Source organism: Acinetobacter sp. UBA3025 (assembly GCF_002367915.1).
GTDB lineage: Bacteria > Pseudomonadota > Gammaproteobacteria > Pseudomonadales > Moraxellaceae > Acinetobacter.
Map to the genome: position 1 here is coordinate 1 of NZ_DFDO01000113.1, position 4357 is coordinate 4357.

2 protein-coding genes and 1 pseudogene are annotated in these 4357 nt (G+C 43.5%); 1 reads left to right on the forward strand and 2 read right to left on the reverse strand.

Annotation, left to right across the window (positions count from 1 at the left end; all coding sequences use genetic code 11):
• Together B4J23_RS04830 and acnD are read right to left on the reverse strand one after the other, a co-directional pair.
• Positions 1-244 (reverse strand): annotated as a pseudogene (locus B4J23_RS04830) (hypothetical protein); the annotation flags it as partial.
• A gap of 119 nt (positions 245-363) precedes the next feature.
• A complete protein-coding gene (gene acnD, locus B4J23_RS04835) occupies positions 364-2970 on the reverse strand; it encodes a Fe/S-dependent 2-methylisocitrate dehydratase AcnD (RefSeq protein ID WP_291359000.1) in 2607 nt (868 codons plus the stop codon).
• Between the two features lie 745 nt (positions 2971-3715).
• Between acnD and B4J23_RS04840 the strand changes: the two genes are divergently transcribed.
• On the forward strand, positions 3716-4357 hold a 642-nt coding region (locus B4J23_RS04840; protein ID WP_291359002.1), incomplete at its 3' end, for a multicopper oxidase domain-containing protein.

The window sequence follows — 4357 nt, forward strand, 5'->3', positions numbered from 1 at the left end:
TATCTGCATTATTTAAAGCACTTCCAAAAGCACCTGTAAAATGGCCTTTTGAATTAACATTTAAGATTCTATAGTCAGGTACATTTTTTGGGTCTTGTGGATAGCCTTGCAATTCGAAGCTAATCCAATTCTTAAAATCTTCATTACCCAATCTATAAGCTAATATTTGACATTTTCTTAATAAATCTGAAATCTTAGCATTTGAGTTTATAGCATCAATTTGTATCTCTCTTAAAAGTGACATTTTTTTCTCTAAACAATTTCAACAACTTTAATCCACCCCAACCCTCCTTTAAAAAAGGAGGGAGTTCCCCTCTTTAGAAAAGAGGGGTTAGGGGAGATTTTTACTAGTAACTAGAAAAATTAAGCCACATTCCCTTCCAAGAAATCCTGCGCAAAGCGCTGTAATACCCCACCCGCTTCATACACAGAAACCTCTTCTTCAGTATCCAGACGGCAAGTCACCGGCACTTCAATGGTCTGTTTTTTGCCATCCTCAGTCGCACGCTCAATCACCAGAGTCAAAGTCGAACGTGGCGCAATATTACCGATCACGCTATATAGCTCAGTACCATCCAGCTTCAAAGTTTTACGATCTGTACCCGGCTTAAACTCAAGTGGAAGTACACCCATACCGACCAGATTCGTACGGTGAATACGTTCAAAGCCTTCAGCCACAATCGCTTCTACACCTGCCAGACGCACACCTTTCGCAGCCCAGTCACGGCTTGAACCTTGACCATAATCTTTACCTGCAACAATGATGAGCGGCTGCTTACGGTTCATGTAGGTTTCAATCGCTTCCCACATACGCATCACTTCACCTTCCGGCTCGACACGTGCTTTAGAACCTTGTTTGATGGTACCGTCGGAACGCACTACCATTTCGTTATACAGCTTCGGATTCGCCAAGGTTGCACGCTGTGCAGTCAGGTGATCACCACGGTGCGTTGCATACGAGTTAAAGTCTTCCTCAGGCAAGCCCATTTTCGCTAGATATTGACCTGCTGCCGAATCCAACACAATCGCATTCGATGGAGATAAATGATCGGTAGTAATGTTATCGCCAAGGATGGCTAACGGACGCATATTTGCCAGAGTACGCGGTGCAGCCAATGCCCCTTCCCAATATGGTGGACGGCGGATATAGGTACTTTGCGGACGCCAGTCATACAGTGGACTTGCTGCCTGCTCACGCTCGCCCAGATCAAACATCGGAATATAAACTTTCTTGAACTGCTCTGGTTTTACCGATTCTTTCACCAAAGCATCAATTTCTTCATCCGATGGCCAGATGTCTTTCAGATAAATTGGATTGCCGTCTTTGTCTGTGCCTAGTGCATCTTTCTCAATATCAAAACGGATCGTACCGGCAATCGCATAAGCCACGACAAGCGGTGGAGATGCCAGGAAAGCCTGCTTCGCATAAGGATGGATACGGCCATCGAAGTTACGGTTACCGGACAAGACTGCTGTCGCGTACAGGTCACGGTCAATAATTTCCTGTTGAATCTTCGGATCAAGTGCACCCGACATCCCGTTACAGGTGGTACAAGCATAAGCCACAATACCAAAGCCCAGTTTTTCCAGATCTTTGAGGACACCCGCTTCTTCCAGGTACAATGCTGCTGCTTTAGAACCCGGAGCAAAAGATGATTTCACCCAAGGTTTACGCACTAGACCTAGCTCATTGGCTTTACGCGCTAACAAGCCCGCTGCCACCGTATTACGCGGGTTAGACGTATTGGTACACGAGGTAATCGCCGCGATGATGATTGCACCATCTGGCATCAAGCCATCAGTACGGTTTTCTACCACACCCGCAATGCCTTTTTCTTTCAGGTCAGAAGTTGATACACGTGCATGTGGATTGGATGGACCAGCGATGTTACGGGTGACAGTCGATAGGTCAAAACGCAATACACGTGGATATTCTGCCTGAGTCATTTCTGATGACCACAGACCAATTTCCTTGGCATAGGTTTCAACCAGTTTGACCTGTTCAGATTCACGACCAGTCAGCGTCAAATAATCAATGGTGTTTTGATCGATATAGAACATAGCCGCAGTTGCGCCATATTCCGGGGTCATGTTAGAAATCGTGGCACGATCTCCCACGGACATGCTGTCCGCGCCTTCACCGAAGAATTCCAGATAAGCACCAACCACACGTTCTTTACGCAGGAATTCAGTTAAAGCCAGTACGATATCCGTTGCAGTGATGCCCGCTTGACGTTGTCCTACCAGTTCCACACCGATAATGTCTGGCAGACGCATCCAGGATGCACGGCCCAGCATCACGTTTTCAGCTTCTAAGCCACCAACACCGACTGAAATCACGCCCAGTGCATCAGTGTGTGGCGTATGTGAGTCTGTACCGACACAAGTATCCGGGAATGCAACACCATCACGGTTCTGAATCACCGGTGACATTTTTTCCAGATTGATCTGGTGCATGATGCCGTTACCCGCAGGAATTACATCGACATTTTCAAACGCAGTTTTAGTCCATTCAATAAAATGGAAACGGTCTTCATTGCGGCGGTCTTCTACCGCACGGTTTTTCTCAAATGCATCTGGGTCAAAGCCGCCATATTCTACTGCCAGCGAGTGATCGACAATCAGCTGGGTCGGCACCACTGGATTGACTTTAGACGGATCACCGCCTTGATCGGCAATCGCATCACGCAGACCGGCAAGATCGACCAGTGCTGTTTGCCCTAAGATGTCATGACACACTACACGCGCCGGATACCAAGGAAAATCATGTTCCTGTTTACGCTCAATCAACTGGCGTAAAGACTGTTCTAAAATCACAGGGTCGCAACGGCGTACCAGCTGCTCGGCCAGCACTTTAGATGTATAAGGAAGTTTGGCATATGCGCCTGGCTGAATATCTTCTACGGCTTGACGCACGTCATAATATTCCAGCTGGGTACCTTGCAGCGGTTTCCGGTAGTTATTGTTCATAGCTTGCCTGCCCTCTTTCATTACTCTTTTTATTCATCAAAATATCTTGATGACTTGTTTTTTAATAAAGGCATTGTACGCTGCCGAAAGTCCATTTCCCAAATTTTATAATTTTCAAAAGCTTAAATACTAAAAATAGTATTTTTACCAAAATTAATGACCCATACTTTAGAATTTTGACTCTAAATTGCATTTTTTCTGAAAAATAGGCCTAAATCTGTCTCATTCTTTAGTATGAGATGTTGATAGCAGCATAAAAAATAATCGATTTATTCAAATCAGTTTAAGGATAAATTTCATATGAAATCAAAGCTTAGAATCTTTCAATTTTAGAAATAGCTCATTTAATAAAAAGCTGAATCTATGTTTTCTATTTCAGTGTTAAGCGTAGCTCTTAGCCAAAAATAGTAAATTTCATTGCAGATATTGCTCGATGAGCTTAGGCGAAAAAATCATTTTTCAGGTTAAGACATAACCCGAAATAAGTTACATTCTCAATTCCATATATTTTTTAAGACTTTCTTACAATTTTAGAAATACGTTAAATATTTATAGGACAATGATTCATAAACATGAGCTTATAAAACGCATCCCTATCTAAAATACTTTACACACGTCATTTCAGCCTACCATCTGTCGCCTTCCCCCTAATTTGGTGATAACAGTCTGTATCTCAACTTTGTAAATCTACCCTCGAATTACTTCACAACAACACTTATCACAAAAGCACATAAGGGTGATTACAATGATACAACTCGCCATTATTGGTATCGTTGCTGCAGTGATCGCGGTACTGGCAGCAAGCTGGAATGGAGGTAAAAACCCTTCCAATCCTAAACCGCCAACTCCCAACAATCCTAACCCACCAACCACTCCCAATAATCCCAACAACCCACAACCTACTCCAACAACATCCGATACATTGATTAGCAATCCGCCACTATTGCAAAAAAATTCCAAAGGCACCCATGAACTGATTGTCGCTTATAAAACCGGCAAGATTTACAATCCGAGAAATAGTACCTGGGATCAACTGTTCGTCAGAGGTTATCTCACTAATGCCAGTTTGTTTAACAAGAAAAAAACTGGAGAGTCTGTTGAAGACCTTTTAGTTGGTCCGCAAATCCGGGTCAAACAAGGTGAAACCTTGAAAATTAACCTAAATAACCAGCTTCCACCTGAACAGAAAGCCACCTGCCCAGACAAAGTGGATAATGTGAACGATCCACATTGCTTTAATACTACTAACTTGCATACCCATGGCTTCTGGGTAAGCCCTCAAGGCAATAGTGATAATGTTTTCCTGAAATTTAAACCTCAGGAAAAATTTGACTATCAGTACAAAATGGAGCCGAATCATCCGGCAGGAACCTACTGGTATCATGCC